The 13,125-nt window shown below is 61.6% G+C and carries 14 protein-coding genes; 9 read left to right on the top strand and 5 right to left on the bottom strand.

What is annotated here, in order from left to right; all coding sequences use genetic code 11:
- Window positions 1–49: 49 nt before the first annotated feature.
- The 5 genes from secD to AC1RRC_RS15880 all read left to right on the top strand — a co-directional run bounded on the left by secD (window position 50) and on the right by AC1RRC_RS15880 (window position 4,763).
- Window positions 50–1,924: a protein translocase subunit SecD gene (secD, locus tag AC1RRC_RS15900; protein WP_493056470.1), complete on the top strand. Its 1,875-nt coding sequence runs from the start codon at window positions 50–52 to the stop codon at window positions 1,922–1,924.
- A 12-nt stretch (window positions 1,925–1,936) separates the two neighbouring features.
- Complete coding sequence (secF, locus tag AC1RRC_RS15895; protein ID WP_493056469.1) at window positions 1,937–2,965, top strand: protein translocase subunit SecF; 1,029 nt, start codon at window positions 1,937–1,939, stop codon at window positions 2,963–2,965.
- Between the two features lie 71 nt (window positions 2,966–3,036).
- Window positions 3,037–3,729: a helix-turn-helix transcriptional regulator gene (locus AC1RRC_RS15890; protein WP_493056468.1), complete on the top strand. Its 693-nt coding sequence runs from the start codon at window positions 3,037–3,039 to the stop codon at window positions 3,727–3,729.
- 213 nt (window positions 3,730–3,942) lie between these two features.
- Window positions 3,943–4,587: a glutathione S-transferase family protein gene (locus AC1RRC_RS15885; RefSeq protein WP_493056467.1), complete on the top strand. Its 645-nt coding sequence runs from the start codon at window positions 3,943–3,945 to the stop codon at window positions 4,585–4,587.
- A 2-nt stretch (window positions 4,588–4,589) separates the two neighbouring features.
- The gene (locus tag AC1RRC_RS15880) at window positions 4,590–4,763 is read left to right on the top strand and encodes a hypothetical protein (protein WP_493056466.1); all 174 of its coding nucleotides are present in this window, start codon (window positions 4,590–4,592) and stop codon (window positions 4,761–4,763) included.
- A gap of 44 nt (window positions 4,764–4,807) precedes the next feature.
- Here the strand turns inward: AC1RRC_RS15880 and AC1RRC_RS15875 are convergent, their stop codons facing one another.
- Window positions 4,808–6,418 (bottom strand): serine hydrolase domain-containing protein, encoded by a 1,611-nt coding sequence (locus AC1RRC_RS15875; RefSeq protein ID WP_493056465.1) that lies wholly within the window; start codon window positions 6,416–6,418, stop codon window positions 4,808–4,810.
- Window positions 6,419–6,530: 112 nt separating this feature from the next.
- Here AC1RRC_RS15875 and AC1RRC_RS15870 point away from each other — a divergent pair, with 112 nt between their 5' ends.
- Window positions 6,531–6,995, top strand: a complete 465-nt coding sequence (locus tag AC1RRC_RS15870) for an Lrp/AsnC family transcriptional regulator (RefSeq protein ID WP_493056464.1) — start codon at window positions 6,531–6,533, stop codon at window positions 6,993–6,995.
- Window positions 6,996–7,001: 6 nt separating this feature from the next.
- Here the strand turns inward: AC1RRC_RS15870 and AC1RRC_RS15865 are convergent, their stop codons facing one another.
- The 4 genes from AC1RRC_RS15865 to AC1RRC_RS15850 all read right to left on the bottom strand — a co-directional run bounded on the left by AC1RRC_RS15865 (window position 7,002) and on the right by AC1RRC_RS15850 (window position 10,001).
- Window positions 7,002–8,192: a pyridoxal-phosphate-dependent aminotransferase family protein gene (locus tag AC1RRC_RS15865; protein ID WP_493056463.1), complete on the bottom strand. Its 1,191-nt coding sequence runs from the start codon at window positions 8,190–8,192 to the stop codon at window positions 7,002–7,004.
- 111 nt (window positions 8,193–8,303) lie between these two features.
- Window positions 8,304–9,140, bottom strand: coding sequence for an HDOD domain-containing protein (locus tag AC1RRC_RS15860; protein WP_493056462.1), 837 nt, complete (start codon window positions 9,138–9,140; stop codon window positions 8,304–8,306).
- 101 nt (window positions 9,141–9,241) lie between these two features.
- Window positions 9,242–9,532: a hypothetical protein gene (locus tag AC1RRC_RS15855; protein ID WP_493056461.1), complete on the bottom strand. Its 291-nt coding sequence runs from the start codon at window positions 9,530–9,532 to the stop codon at window positions 9,242–9,244.
- Window positions 9,533–9,563: 31 nt separating this feature from the next.
- Window positions 9,564–10,001 carry a MarR family winged helix-turn-helix transcriptional regulator gene (locus AC1RRC_RS15850; protein WP_493056460.1) on the bottom strand — a complete coding sequence of 146 codons (438 nt, stop codon included), beginning with the start codon at window positions 9,999–10,001 and terminating at the stop codon, window positions 9,564–9,566.
- Between the two features lie 92 nt (window positions 10,002–10,093).
- Here AC1RRC_RS15850 and AC1RRC_RS15845 point away from each other — a divergent pair, with 92 nt between their 5' ends.
- The 3 genes from AC1RRC_RS15845 to AC1RRC_RS15835 are packed head-to-tail and all read left to right on the top strand — an operon-like array spanning window position 10,094 to window position 13,072.
- The gene (locus AC1RRC_RS15845) at window positions 10,094–11,008 is read left to right on the top strand and encodes a DMT family transporter (RefSeq protein ID WP_493056459.1); all 915 of its coding nucleotides are present in this window, start codon (window positions 10,094–10,096) and stop codon (window positions 11,006–11,008) included.
- Window positions 11,009–11,025: 17 nt separating this feature from the next.
- Window positions 11,026–11,970: a GlxA family transcriptional regulator gene (locus AC1RRC_RS15840; protein WP_493056458.1), complete on the top strand. Its 945-nt coding sequence runs from the start codon at window positions 11,026–11,028 to the stop codon at window positions 11,968–11,970.
- Window positions 11,971–11,995: 25 nt separating this feature from the next.
- Entirely contained in the window at window positions 11,996–13,072 is a 1,077-nt protein-coding gene (locus tag AC1RRC_RS15835) for a porin (RefSeq protein WP_493056457.1), read from the top strand.
- Window positions 13,073–13,125: the final 53 nt, after the last annotated feature.

Below are 13,125 nucleotides of genomic sequence, written 5' to 3'. Positions count from 1 at the left end.
GGGCCTGCGATCCAGGCCCGTTTAAGTTTCTTCCCGAACGCAGATAACCATGAATCGCTATCCAGTCTGGAAATATATCGTCATTGCCATTACGGTGTTGCTGGGCGCACTGTATACGGCGCCCAACTACTTCGGCGAGTCGCCTGCACTGCAGGTCACCAGCGGCAAGTCCACGGTCAAAGTCACGAGCGACCTGACCGCCAAAGTCGAGCAAGTGCTGAAGCAGGAGAGCCTCAAGACGGACGGCATCTCGCTGGACGGCACAGGCAGCCACGTTTCCGTGCGCGCCCGCTTCTTCGACACCGACACCCAGTTCAAGGCCAAGCTGGCGCTGGAGCGTGCGCTGAACCCGGACGCCACCGATCCCGCCTTTATCGTCACCAACAACCTGACCGCCAATACCCCGGCATGGATGCAGAAAATCCGTGCGCTGCCGATGTACCTGGGCCTGGACTTGCGCGGCGGCGTGCACTTCCTGATGCAGGTGGACGTGCAGGCCGCGCTGGAAAAGCGCGTGTCGGGTATCCAGACCTCGGTGCGCGCCGCGTTGCGTGACAAGAACATCCGCCACGCCGGTATCGAGCGCAAGGGCAACACCGTGGAAGTGAAATTCCGCGATGACGAGACCCGCAAGAAAGCCCGCGCCATCATCGCTGAACAGCAGGAACTGAACATCGCCGACGGCGCGCCAGGCGCCGACAGCACCGACTTGAAACTGGTGCTGAGCCTGAAACCGGCCGCGCTGAAAGAAGCCATGGACAATGGCGTGAAGCAAAATATCGCAACGCTGTCCAAGCGCGTCAATGAACTGGGCGTGGCTGAACCGATCATCCAGCAACAGGGCGCCGACCGTATCGTGGTGCAGTTGCCGGGCGTGCAGGACGTGGCCCGCGCGAAAGCGCTGATCGGCCGTACCGCGACCCTGGAAGTGCGCATGGTCGATGAAACCATCGTGCCCGGCACGGAATTGCAATCGGCGGTGCCATTCAATTCCGAACTGTTCACCGTCGGCAAAGGCGTACCGGTCGTGCTGTACAAGGACATCGTGCTGTCCGGCGACTATATTTCCCGCGCCACCGCCTCGTTTGACCAGAACCAGCAGCCTGCCGTATCGATCGACTTGAACGGCGACGGCGGCCGCAAGATGCGTGAAGCCACCCGCGACCGCGTGGGCAAGAAAATGGCCATCGTGCTGTACGAACAAAAGGGCAAACCGGAAGTGCTGTCGGTGGCCACCATCCAGAGTGAACTGGGCAGCACCTTCCAGATCACCGGCATGGGCAACGCTGAAAACTCGGCGGAACTGGCGCTGCTGCTGCGCTCCGGCGCGCTGTACGCACCGATGACCGTGATCGAGGAACGCACCGTCGGTCCGGCGCTGGGTGCGGAAAACATCGAGAAGGGCAAGATGTCGATGATCTATGGCTTTGCCGCCATCGCCATCTTCATGGTTGGCTATTACATGCTGTTCGGCTTCTTCTCGGTGCTGGCGCTGGGCGTCAACCTGCTGTTGCTGATGGCGCTGCTGTCGCGCATGCAAGCGACCCTGACCCTGCCGGGTATTGCCGCAATCGCGCTGGCGCTGGGTATGGCAATTGACGCCAACGTGCTGATCAACGAGCGTATCCGTGAAGAACTGCGCAAAGGCAATTCGCCACAGTCGGCGATTGCGGACGGCTTCAAGCACGCATGGGACACGATTATCGACTCCAACGTCACCACCCTGATCGTCGGCATTGCGCTGTACGTGTTTGGTTCCGGTCCGGTACGCGGCTTCGCCGTGGTGCACTGCCTGGGTATCCTGACGTCGATGTTCTCCGCCGTGTTCGTATCGCGTGGCGTGGTCAACCTGTGGTATGGCCGCAAGAAGAAACTGCAGTCGGTGTCGATCGGCACGGTCTGGGTTCCTGGCCAGTCGAAATAAGGGGTATAAGACATGGAATTTTTCCGCATTAAAAAAGACATTCCGTTCATGCGCCACGCGTTGGTCTTCAACGCGATTTCCGCGCTGACCTTCGTGGCGGCCGTGTTCTTCCTGTTCCACAAGGGCTTGCACCTGTCGATCGAATTCACCGGCGGCACCGTGATGGAATTGCAATACCAGCACGCGGCCGATCTGGAAAAGATACGCGGTACGGTGTCCAGCCTTGGTTACGAGCATCCTGAAGTCACCAGTTTCGGCACCGCGCGCGACGTGATGCTGCGCCTGCCGATTTCCGGCGCCGCCGGCAAGGACGCCGCCGGCGCCTCGGCCCGTGTGTTCGAGGCGCTGTGCAAGGCCGACAGCGGCAGCATCAAGCGCATCGACACCACGACGGCCAAGGGTGAGCAGGTGGCGAAAGACGCCTGCGTGGACGCGGCCGGCAAGGAAGCGCTGGAACTGCACAAGGTGGAATTCGTCGGCCCGCAAGTGGGCGAGGAACTGGCGCAGAACGGCTTGAACGCGCTGGTGATGGTGATTGTCGGCGTGATGATTTACCTGGCGGTCCGCTTCGAGTGGAAATACGCCGTGGCGGCCATCATCGCCAACTTGCACGACGTGGTCATCATTCTCGGCTTCTTCGCGTTCTTCCAGTGGGAATTCTCGCTGACCGTGCTGGCCGCCGTGCTGGCGGTGCTGGGTTATTCGGTCAATGAATCGGTGGTGATTTTCGACCGTATCCGCGAAAACTTCCGCAAGCAGCGCAAGGCGTCGGTGCATGAAGTGATCGACAACGCGATCACCTCGACCATCTCGCGCACCATCATCACCCACGGCTGCACGCAAATGATGGTGCTGTCGATGCTGGTGTTCGGCGGCCCGACCCTGCATTACTTCGCGATGGCGCTGACCATCGGTATCTGCTTCGGTATTTACTCGTCGGTGTTCGTGGCGGCCGCTGTCGCCATGTGGCTGGGCGTGAAGCGCGAAGACTTGATCAAGCCGGTCAAGGAAAAAGACGAAACCGACGGCGCTGTGGTGTAATAGCGCAATTGTGTCAAACCGAAAACGCCGGGTCACAACCCGGCGTTTTTTTTGTTTCTAACCATTCAATCATGAGTCGTACCGGCCGCCTGTTTCAGTTGATGGATGCGTTGCGGGGCAATCGCCGCCCCGTGACGGCGGCCGCGTTGGCGGAGCAATTGGGTGTGTCCGAGCGGACCATTTACCGCGACATGCAAACGCTGGCGGAACTCGGTGCGCCGCTGCAGGGCGAGGCGGGCATCGGCTACATGCTGCGCGCCGGATTCTTCTTGCCGCCGCTGATGTTCGGCGCCGATGAACTGGAAGCGCTGGTGCTGGGCGCGCGCTGGGTGAAACGGCAAGGCGATGCGGAACTGGCGAAAGCCGCCGCCAGCGCGCTGGCCAAGATCGCCACCGCGTCGCCGAGAGACTTACGCGACAGCATGGCGGAAACCAGTTTATGGGTGCCGCTGGGTATGGATGAGCCGCCCGACGAAACCTTCATCACGCCCACGCGGCTGGCAATCCGCCACCAGCACAAGATGCGCATCCATTACAGCGACGAGCAGGGCCGCACCTCGGAACGGGTGGTGTGGCCGTTTGCACTGGCGTACATGGAGGGCAAGCGCCTGCTGGCGGCGTGGTGTGAAATGCGTGCCGCGCTGCGCCATTTCCGCATCGACCGGATCCAGGCCGCCGATACGATCACGGAACGCTACCCGACGCCGCGCCATGCGCTGCTGAAGGCGTGGCGCGCGGAAAACCATATCCGCGACGATGCGTGACATGGCATGCGACATGAATATGCTTCAAGTGTGAAGTAACGCACAGAATGCGGCAATCCATGGGCATACCATGGACTCGTCTCTTTCAGGACATCCCTAGTTTTGGACTTCGCCCCGCTGCTCCCCGGCGGGGTTTTTTTTGCTACTGACAGAAACTGTCGCAGCACCGTCTTATCATTTCTTTATCAGCCACCCACGATAAGGAGATTTGACATGCGCCTGTACACCCACTCGATTTCTTCCAATTCCCGCCGCGTCAATATGGTGGTGGCTGCCCTGAAGGCTGATGTGGAAATCATCGAGATCAACCTGGCCAGTGAAGACGACCGCCGCCGCCTGGGTGAAGTGAATCCCAATAGCAAGATCCCCGTGCTCGAAGACAATGGCTTCGTGCTGTGGGAGTCGTGCGCCATCATGCAATACCTGGCCGATAAGACCGCCCAGCAGCGCGGCGAGCCGGATCCGTTGTACCCATGGGATATCCAGGTGCGCGCCGACATCAACCGCTGGATGTTCTGGGCTTGCCAGCACTTTTCGGCATCGGTCGCCGTCCTGACGTGGGAGCGCATCTGGAAAGGCTTTGTCACCGGCCAGCCAGCCGATCCGCGTGAAGAAGCGCGCGGCTGTGAAGAGCTGACGCAATACGCCGCCGTGCTGGACAGCCACCTGAAAGACCGCACCTGGCTGGTCGGCGACCACGTCACCCTGGCGGATTACGCGGTGGCGGCGCCGCTGATGTACCGCGCCAAGGCTGCGCTGCCAGTGGATGATTATCCGAACCTGCTGGCCTGGTTTGCCCGCATCCAGCAACTGCCGGCATGGCAGCAGACTGTCGACCCCACAGTGATTGGAACCTGAACATGTGCATGATTTGCGATACGGCGCGCCGGGCGCGCCAGCGGCAGGAAGTGGAAAAGTTGCGCCTGGAACAGACGGCGCAACAGTTTTTACAGCGGGCGGGATTGACCAGCAAGCTTGCCGGGCCGCCGCGGCCGGGCATGCAGTTCGACCGCGCCTGCACGGCAGCCTCGTAGTGTCCGGCGCCTTGCATGCGGTCCGCCTGCAAGGCGCCCTTCGATCAACGCATCCGTGTGAACGCCATGCCGAACAGGCGATCGGTTGAAACACTGGCGCCTGTTACGCGCTGCTTGCCGTCGCGCTGGAAGCGCACCACGATATTCCCGGCGCCGAAGGTATCGGATGCCAGCGGCGCCAGCCGGAACACATATTCCGGCCGGCTTGCATGCCGCAACACCAACTGGCCATGGTCGCTGGCGACTTGGTATGCCGCCTGCGCTTCATCGCTGCGGTACGTGCCCGTGTAGGCTTGCAATGCCGCCGGCGCAGACTGCGCCTTGGCCATCCTGCGGTAGCGCACCGGTTCCGTGGATGCCGACTGCGCCACAAAGGCGTCAGCGCCGGCAAAGGTAAACGTCCCGCTCCCCACCGCGAACCGTCGCCCACCCTGCGCGCGCAGCGGTGTGCCGTTTGACAGCGCCAGTACGCCATCGCGCCACGCCAGTTGTACCGGGCTGCCATTGAGCTCGTTGTAATAACCGCCGGCATACGCCGCCATATCGGATGCCACCGGCAAGTCCGTTGCCTCATCCGGTGCGGTGGCGGGCAATCGCAGGATGCCCTGCGCCAGCGCGCGTCCCAGCCGGGCCGCATGCGCATCGGCGCTGTTGCACAGCACGGCGATCGACAAGCCATGTTCAGGAAAGCGCGCCAGCCAGGTGCGATAGCCCGCCGTGGCGCCGTCGTGCGACAGTTCCGCCGTGCCGCGATACGCCAGCAATGACAGGCCGCGTCCATAGTGGCTGGCCTGGCCGGCGGGCAGCGGCGGTTTTTGCGCCAACTGGCCGGCAAGGGCGGGGCTGGCCAAGTTGCGGGCCAGCGCGTCATTCCAGGCCAGCAGGTCGGCTGCCGTGGTCAGCATGCCGCCATGCCCGTACACGTCTTCGAACGGCATGTCTTGCTCATAGCCTGCGTCGGTACGGCTGTAGGCGACGGCCCGGTTCGCGACCACCCGCCGGAAATTGTCGCGCCATTGCGTCTGGTGCATGCCCAGCGGGAGGAACAGGCGCTGGCGGGTCCATTCCGCCAGGGACAGGCCTGACACGCGCTGCACGATGAGGGCTGCCAGCACGTAGCCGGTATTGGTGTACGAATAGCGTTCGCCGGGCTGGAAATTCAAGGCGCGCTGGCGCGCCACCATACTGAGCGCCTGCTCCATGGTGACGGCGCGCGTGCCCCGCGGCCATCCTTCCAGGTCGGCGATGCTGCCCCAGTCGCGCAAGCCGCTGGTGTGCATCAGCAAGTGGTCCACGGTAATGCGCGCGCCATAATCCGGCATCTCCGGCAAGTACTTGCGGATATCGTCAGACAGCGCCAGTTTGCCGTCCTGCACCAGCAACAGGATCGCGGCGGCGGTGAATTGCTTGGCGATTGAACCGGATTCAAATACGGTTTCCGGGGTGTTCGGCGTGCGGGTTTCCAGGTTTGCCAGTCCGTAGGCGCGCTGGAATACCGGTTGACCCGCCTGGGCAACCGCCAGCGAACAGCCGGGCGTGGTGTCCTTGTGCCATGGCGCGAACAGCCGGTCTGCCAGGTCCGGCACACTTTCCGCATGCACTGGCGCAGCGCAGCAAAGCAGCAAGGCCACGGCGCGGGTCGACGATTTGATCAATTCCAGTCCTTTTCAATCATGGCGGGGTGGGGGGTATTGTCCGGGATTCCGATGTATCAGAGGAAACAATTCAGTTATCATTCTTCGCATTTGTTTCATGAGAAAGCGCCGGATGACAGTGAATGTGGATGAGCTGGACCGTGCCTTGCTGCGGCTGCTACAAGAAGACAACCAGCAAACGGTCAGGGCACTGGCGGAAAAGGTTGGGATGTCAGCGCCGACTTGCCTGCGCCGTATCCGTACGCTGCGCAAAGCCGGTGTGCTGCGCCACGACACCATCGTGGTCGATGCACTGAAGCTGGGACTGGGTTTGCATTGTCATGCGGAAGTAGCGCTGCACAACCACTCGGCAGCGGCAGTGCAGGCGTTTGCGCGGCGCATGCAGCCGCTGAGGAATGTATTGAGCTGCAGCGAAATCGCTGGCGACAGCGATTTCCTGCTGCATGTGGTGGTGCGCGACATGGCCGAGTTTTCCGGCTTTGCGCAAGAACACCTGGCGGCTGACAGCAACGTAAAGTCGTACCGTTCCCTGTTTGTGATCCGCCAGCACAAAGCGGATCACCGGCTGCCGATTTAGCGATTGTCAGTGGTTGCCCTGCAGTCCGCGCTCCAGTTCCGCCACGCCGGACGCCACGTCGGCGTCAAAGCCCAGGTCTTTCATGGTCGAGCCCAGCGCGTGCAGGGTGCGGAACAGGTTGTGTTCGCGGCACTGTTCGCCCATCTGGCCGATGCGCACGATATTCAAACCGAACGAGCCGGCGATCTCCACCCGGTATTTCAGCGAAATTTGCTTGCAGATGTCCGCGCCTTTGACGCCTTCCGGGACATTGATGCCGACCACGGAATTCAAGCGCGATTCCGTCGGTGCAAACAGTTTCAGGCCCATCGCCTCGATACCGCGCTGCAAGCCCAGCGAGCAGCGCAGGTGGCGCTCGAAACGGCCTTCCAGGGTTTCCTTGCACACCAGGTGCAGTGCTTCATGCAGCGCCAGGATGCCGGACACCGGCGCAGTGTAGTGGTAGGACGCGTTGTGCCAGAAGTTTTCCGCCAGTTTGGCGTCCAGGCACCAGTGTGGCGGCGTGGCGGTACGGGAGCTGATGCGGTCCCAGGCCCGCTCGGAAAACGCGATCAGCGACACGCCGGGAATCGACGACAAGCCTTTCTGGCCGCCCGACACCACGGCGTCGATTTTCCAGTTATCCATTTCGCACGGCATCGTGCTCAAGGTGCACACGGCATCGACAATCACATAGCAGCCATATTCGGCCGCCATGCGCGTGATTTGCGGCAGGTGGCGGTTGAACACGGTGGACGAGGTTTCACCCTGCGCGATGGTCAGCACTTCCGGCTTGAAGCGTTCCAGGTGTTCGCGCACAACCTCAATTTGGGCGGCTGCGCCATCGGGTACGTTGACGATTTCCACCACGCCGCCGATACGGGTCGCCATTTCCGCAAAGCGCTTGCCGAAGTAGCCGTTGCACACGCTCAGTACGCGCGTGCCCGGGTATACCAGGTTGGCCACGCTCATTTCCATCGCCGCCGAACCCGGACCCGCCACGCCGAGGATCCAGCGCGATTCAGTCTGGAACACATAGCGCGCCATTTCCTTCATCTGGTGGATCACCTTGGCCATGGTGTCGCCCAGGTGGTTGATGACGATGGAGTTGGCTTGCGCGACACTGTGCGGGATTGGCACGGGGCCGGCGCCCATCATCAGCAACGGTTCGGAAGGGAGGACGAGATTGAGGCTATCGACTTGCGGAGCGGCGATCATTGCTTGAAGGTATGTTAGTTGAGATTGGTTTTAATATATCACCAAACCGACTAACGTTATTGCATCGCACAAATATGGCCTGTAGAGCTGGGCTACTAATAGCTGCCAGGACTACAGCATCAGCACCGCAATCAGCGATTTCACTTCTTCTTCCGACTCGCGCAGGATGTCGTCCAGCGTGCCATCGCCCACTACGAAATCAATGGTGCGGGCGCCCGCGCGCGTGGTGGCGCCGGGCGGCTGGTGCAGGGGGGAGGGGACGGGCGCCAAGTCGTTGGCCAGCAGCAGGGTGTCGCCGAGATTTTCCGGCGGTAGCGCCCGCAAGCCTTCCCACATGGCTTCCACGGAATTCATCACGGCTTCCGGCACGTTCAGCTTGCGCAGCACGCCGCGGCCGATTTCCACTTCGCCATGTTCAACCCAGTCTTCCGGGTGGCCGTCCAGGATGCCGGGGAATTCCTGGGCGCGCGACAGCATGTAAAAGCCGCCTACTTCATGCACGATGCCGGTAAACAGCGCGGTATCGGGATCGACGTGGGTGACGCGGCGCGCAATCACCTGGGCCAGCGCCGCCACATGGGCCGTGTGCTCCCACAGTTGCGACGTCATGGTTTTCAACACGGGGTCGGTAATAGTGCTGCCCAGCTGGCGCACGATCAGCGATGCCACCAGCGATTGCAAGGTGCGCACACCCAGGCGCTGGACGGCCGGACGCACGCCGGAAATTGGCGTGCCGGAACGGTTGTAGGCGACGGAATTGGCGATGGCGACCGTGCGGGCCGCCATCAGCGGATCGGCCTGGATCAGTTTGACGGCCGTATCGGAATGGCAATCGGGATCGTTGAGCGCCCGCTGCAATTTCAGCGAGGCCGTCACATTGGTCGGGAACGCAAGTTCCCCCCGCGCAGCCTGCGCGGAAATGTGCTTGAAGGCGGCCAGTCGAGTCATTGCGAAATCGTCCAGAATGTTGCCCTGTGGAATTAATCCATTGTGACACACTTTGCTGAAATTTTCCGCAAAATTATGCGCCTAAAAAGCGCAGGGCGGGTTTATTCCGCCGCGCTGAAGATGGCGTCGCAGCCTTCCTGCGTGCCTTCGGTATCCTGCAACTCATCGGCCAGGTCCAGGTCGAACAATTCTTCGATGGCGTTGGTAAAGCTGTTGTGCTTGGTGGCGCCGATCAAACGGTAAATATCGCCATCATCGTTGCGGATGCCGATCAACAGTTTTTGCTGGCGCACTTCGTCCGGAGTGACGTGGTCCAGCAACAGGTTGGTCGTGATTTGCTTGTCGAAGTCAGGCGCCGCGACGCCGGGGATCAGGGTGGTTTTCAGGGACATAGGTTTTTTAAATGTTCTTGAGTGTCTGGGATTAGCGGTCGCTGCCGGCCGTGATCACTTGCTTCAGGCCGGACAACGTTTTTTCAAGGGCGGCGAAATCATCTTCAGTAAAGTGCGCAAACACGGCGCCGCCTTTCGATACAACTTGGGGAAACACGTCGCGGAACACCCGGTCGCCCTGCGGCGTCAGGCGGATAAACCACGAGCGCTTGTCATCGAGGCTGCGTTCGCGTTCGACCAGGCCTTTTTGTTCCAGTCGTTCGATCACGCCCGTCAGCGTACCCTTGGTAATCAGGGTTTTGTCGCCCAGGTCCTTGTATGACATGCCTTCCGTGTTCCCCAGGGTGGCAATGATGTCGAATTGGGCATGGGTCAGTCCGCACTGTCGCACGTGCTCACCCGACAGGCGCTCAAAGCCCTGCATGCATTCGGCCAGCAGCCGGATACTCTTCAAATATCGTTCGCCCATAGAGTTTGATTATAGCGTCCCGTAACGATGACAGTACGTCAAGGACGCAGCCACGGTACTATATGCGGTTCACGCATATAGTCAAAATGACCATGACAGCTCATTTCCGCGGCATTCTTGCCCTGTTCGTCGTCACCATCGTGTGGGGGACGACCTTCCCCGCCATGAAAGACATGACGGATTACCTGTCCGCCAACTGGATCGTGGTGGTCCGTTTCAGTATCGCCAGCCTGCTGCTGTCGCCATTCCTGCTGCGGTCATCGGCGACCGATTTACGTTATGGCGCCATCAGCGGCGTGCTGCTGTTCTTTTGCTACCTGTTCCAGGTCGAGGGGCTTGCCTTGACCACGTCGAACCGCAATGCGTTCGTGTGCGGGCTGAATGTGCTGGTGCCGCCGCTGCTGGGCATTTTCATCGGCAAGTTGCCGGAGCGCCGCATCGTGGTGGCGCTGTTGCTGGCGCTGGCCGGTTTGTTCGCGCTGTGCTGGGATGGCAGCTTCACGTGGGGCAAAGGCGATACCCTGGCGTTGATGGCTGCACTGACCTTTGGCCTGTACGTCAAGCTGATGGAAGTGCAGACCCGCAAGGCGGAGCGCCTGATGTCGCTGACGGCGGCGCAAGTATTCACGGTGGCCGTGTGCGCGGCGCTGTGGATCGCCTTGCGTGAAATGCCGCGTGGCGACGTGGCGGGACCGCAGGATATCGGCGACTACTGGGAATACATTGCCAAGGGATTGCAGATGTACCAGGCGAATTTGCTGTACCTGGGCGTGGTGGCGACCGCCGCCATCATTTCACTGCAAACGTGGGGCCAGAGCCACAGCACAGCCAATGAAGCAGCCGTCATGTACGCGTTCGAGCCGGGCTGTGCGGCCATCTTTGCCTATTTCTGGCTGGGGGAAACGTTGGCGTGGAGCGGCTTGCTGGGCGCGGCATTGATGATCTCCGGTATGATAGCCAGTCAGTGGAGCACAGCGCGTCCGCCGACTGTCCTCGCTCCCGAATAACCACGATCGTATCGCCGATGTCGTTTGCAAATTTGTCCCACCTGGCCCAGGAGCAGCCGCTGCGCGTGTTGCTGGTGAATGCGGGCGAGGCGGACACCCTGACCTGGGCCGGCCTGATCCAGCCTTTGCGGCTGGCTGCCCGCATCAAGGCGCAGCAGCTGGTGCTGGACGTGTGCACGCCGCAGCAATTGCTCGCCGGCGGCCCGATGAATGCAGGCTGGCATATCGGGTTGCTGGTGGCCGATGAAATGCAAGCGCCGCTGCCGCCGCAGCAACTGCGCGCCGTGATCGAGCGTTGCCGCAGCGCGCCTTTCTGGGGCGGCGTCGGTGCGGGCGTGCTGTGGCTGGCGCAGGCCGGCCTGATGGGCGGCGTGCGCATCGCGCTGCCGTGGAATTTGTATGGCGACGCGGAAGAAATCGACCAGGGCGCCATCCTCGCGCCCAACCTGTATGAACTCGATGGTCCGCATTTGAGCTGCTGTGGCGGCGGCGCCAGCGCGGACTTCGCCCTGACCCTGGTGGACGCGCTGTATGGCGCCAACGTCCAGGCGGAAATCAAGGAAGCGCTGTGCATCGACAAGGTGCGCGGGCCGGAAGAACGGCAGCGGGTGGCCTTGCAGGCACGCTTTGGGGCGCTGCAGCCGAAGTTGTCGGAAGCGGTGACCCTGATGGAAGCGAATATCGAAGAACCGTTGTCCACCGATGACATTGCCGGGCTGGTGAGCTTGTCGCGGCGCCAGCTGGAACGCTTGTTCAAGCAATATCTCGGCAGCCTGCCATCACGGTATTACCTGGAATTGCGCCTGCAGCGGGCACGCCAGCTGCTGCTGGAAACCAATCACTCGATCGTGCAGGTGGGACTGATGTGCGGGTTTTCATCGGGCTCGCATTTCTCCACCGCGTTTGGCGCGCTGTTTGGCAATACACCGAGGGAAGAGCGGCAGCGCAAGCTGACAGGGTAGATAATAAAAAAGGAGAGAGTGCATCATGCGTCATTCCAGCCATCCCCCCGTACTGGCCTCGCTGTTGCTGCTCTGCTGCGACGTTGCTTACTCCCAGAGCAATGTCGCCGTGTATGGCGTCCTCGATACCTTCGTCACCAGCATCCATGCCGATGGCGCGCCCGCCGTGACGCGCATGGATACCAGCAGCCTGCTGGCCAGCCGCCTGGGTTTCCGGGGCAGGGAAGACCTGGGCGGCGGGACCAGCGCGAACTTCACGCTCGAGATTGGCCTCAATGGCGACGACGGCACCGCGCCCGATGGCAACCGCCTGGCCAACCGGCAGGCGTGGGTCGGGTTGGCCGGGACCATGGGGGAAATCCGCCTGGGCCGGCAAAACACGCCGCAATTCATCATGAACGGCAAATACGATGCCTTTACCAGCGGCACCCAGGCCTCCGGCTGGAACAATTTGGTGGGCGCGCCGCCGCGCGCCGACAACGCGATCGGCCTGTTTTCCGAAGTGTATGGCGTCAAAGTGCAGGTGCTGCTGGCCCGTGGCGCCACCGGCGGCGCCGCGCCGCTCGATGAACGGGCCGCCAACCGCAATACGCACCTCGGCGCGGAATACAGCCAGGGCGACTTATATATAGGCGCCAACTGGCAGGCGGTACGGACGGCGGCCCTGAATGCAAGCGCCAAACGCACCACCGTGGGCGCGTCGTACCGGATCAACGGCGCCTGGACCGTCTATGGTTCCGCCGGGGCGGAGCGCCGCACCGATGGCGCCTTGGTTAACCGGATCGATACGCGCATTGCCCAGGTCTCGGCGCAATACCGCTTCCGTCCGCAAGCCTCGCTCAGTATTGGCTGGACCGGCTTGCGCGACCGGGCCGGCGGCGCCGGCCACGGCGATGCCTCACAACTGGGCCTGATGGGGCGTTATTTTTTGTCAACAAGGACCACCTTGTACGGCACGCTGTCGCGGCTGGAGCAGCAAGCCTTGCGTAACAGTTTTTTCCTCAGCGGGGCGGCGGTTGTATCGCCCGGCGCGCAAGTGCGCTCGCCGCTGCCGGGGGGAGATATCAAGGGCTTGCAAGCGGGGATTTTGCATACCTTCTGAAAAATGAAAAACCTTGTCGCATCCGCAAAAGAGTTTTAGCATCCCGCTTTTTA

The sequence above is a fragment of the Pseudoduganella sp. GW821-FHT12E03 genome (assembly GCF_058807115.1).
This window is presented reverse-complemented; position numbering and strand designations above follow the sequence as displayed.

Coding starts and splice junctions, on each gene's coding strand:
- secD (WP_493056470.1), top strand. CDS start 50: ATGAATCGCTATCCAGTCTGGAAATATATCGTCATTGCCATTACGGTG.
- secF (WP_493056469.1), top strand. CDS start 1,937: ATGGAATTTTTCCGCATTAAAAAAGACATTCCGTTCATGCGCCACGCG.
- AC1RRC_RS15890 (WP_493056468.1), top strand. CDS start 3,037: ATGAGTCGTACCGGCCGCCTGTTTCAGTTGATGGATGCGTTGCGGGGC.
- AC1RRC_RS15885 (WP_493056467.1), top strand. CDS start 3,943: ATGCGCCTGTACACCCACTCGATTTCTTCCAATTCCCGCCGCGTCAAT.
- AC1RRC_RS15880 (WP_493056466.1), top strand. CDS start 4,590: ATGTGCATGATTTGCGATACGGCGCGCCGGGCGCGCCAGCGGCAGGAA.
- AC1RRC_RS15870 (WP_493056464.1), top strand. CDS start 6,531: ATGACAGTGAATGTGGATGAGCTGGACCGTGCCTTGCTGCGGCTGCTA.
- AC1RRC_RS15865 (WP_493056463.1), bottom strand. CDS start 8,192: ATGATCGCCGCTCCGCAAGTCGATAGCCTCAATCTCGTCCTCCCTTCC.
- AC1RRC_RS15860 (WP_493056462.1), bottom strand. CDS start 9,140: ATGACTCGACTGGCCGCCTTCAAGCACATTTCCGCGCAGGCTGCGCGG.
- AC1RRC_RS15855 (WP_493056461.1), bottom strand. CDS start 9,532: ATGTCCCTGAAAACCACCCTGATCCCCGGCGTCGCGGCGCCTGACTTC.
- AC1RRC_RS15850 (WP_493056460.1), bottom strand. CDS start 10,001: ATGGGCGAACGATATTTGAAGAGTATCCGGCTGCTGGCCGAATGCATG.
- AC1RRC_RS15845 (WP_493056459.1), top strand. CDS start 10,094: ATGACAGCTCATTTCCGCGGCATTCTTGCCCTGTTCGTCGTCACCATC.
- AC1RRC_RS15840 (WP_493056458.1), top strand. CDS start 11,026: ATGTCGTTTGCAAATTTGTCCCACCTGGCCCAGGAGCAGCCGCTGCGC.
- AC1RRC_RS15835 (WP_493056457.1), top strand. CDS start 11,996: ATGCGTCATTCCAGCCATCCCCCCGTACTGGCCTCGCTGTTGCTGCTC.